Source organism: Streptomyces katrae (assembly GCF_000966975.1).
In the GTDB taxonomy this organism is placed as follows: domain Bacteria; phylum Actinomycetota; class Actinomycetes; order Streptomycetales; family Streptomycetaceae; genus Streptomyces; species Streptomyces katrae.
This window is the reverse complement of the sequence record NZ_JZWV01001695.1, coordinates 1-1,027: the sequence shown is the minus strand read 5'-3', so window position 1 is coordinate 1,027 and position 1,027 is coordinate 1. Positions and strand designations below refer to the sequence as shown.

Sequence of the window (1,027 nt, the reverse complement as noted above, 5' to 3'; positions counted from 1 at the left end):
CCCTTGCACCACCACGCGCACCTGATCCCGCACGGCCGGCACCCTAAGACTTCCCCCCTCAACTGACCAGCAGCAGTACGGTGTGAACCATGCGCCCCGACACGCCTGCAGAGCACATCGCCGAAGCCGAGCGCCTCATCCGCACGGCGACCCGCTACCCCGAGGACCAGGAGCCCCTGCTCCTCCAGGCCGCGGCCCACCTCGAACTGGGCGACGCCCGGGACCGCGCCAGCGCCCTCTACGACCGCCTCCTCTCCTCCTCCCCCGCCAACCCCCACCTGATCAAGGCCCGCCAGGCCGCGAACCTGTGGGAGTACGGTCACGAGGCCGAGGCCCGCGCCCTGATCTCCGGCATCCGCGCCGCCGCCCCCACGGACCCGGCCCCCTGGGAGGTCATCGCGGAAGCCCTCGAATCCCACGACGAGCTGGAAGCCTCACACGAGTGCTTCACGGAGGCGGCGACCCTCCTCACCTCGGAGGACACCCCCCTCACCCAGGCCACGACCGCGCTCCTGACGGGCCGCCACCGCGTCCGCCGGCTCCTCGGCCTCCCCCACGACGACTGGGACATGGTCGCCGACACCCGCCACATCGGCCCGATCCCGCTGGACGAACTCCACGACCCCAAGCGCATCTGGGCCCTGGGCTCCAACGACCCGGCGGAGCTCCGCGCGGAGATCGCCCGCCTGCGCGCCGAACTCGGCGACCGCCGCGCCGCCCTCTCACGCCCCTTCCCGGTGGCCATCCTCCACTGGCCCGCCCGCGAACTGGCCGAGCTCCTGACCAGCTACCCGACCCTCGCGGCGGAGTACCCCACTCACGAGGCCCACCTGAACAAGGTCGAAGCCTCCCTCCGCGCCCTGGCCGCCTCGGGCACCACGAACCTCGGCATCGTCACGGCCAGCGTCCCCTCGTACGAGGCCTTCGCGGCATCGGAGAAGTCCTCCCCGTCCTCCCCGTCCCTCCTGGCCGAATACGCCACCACCCTGGCCGCCCGAGGCAAAGCCACCCCCTGGCCCCCCACCCC

1 protein-coding gene is annotated in these 1,027 nt (G+C 72.8%); it reads left to right on the top strand.

Going from position 1 to position 1,027, the window contains the following annotated elements:
• Nucleotides 1–89: 89 nt before the first annotated feature.
• On the top strand, nucleotides 90–1,027 hold a 938-nt coding region (locus VR44_RS40160; RefSeq protein WP_045952641.1), incomplete at its 3' end, for a tetratricopeptide repeat protein.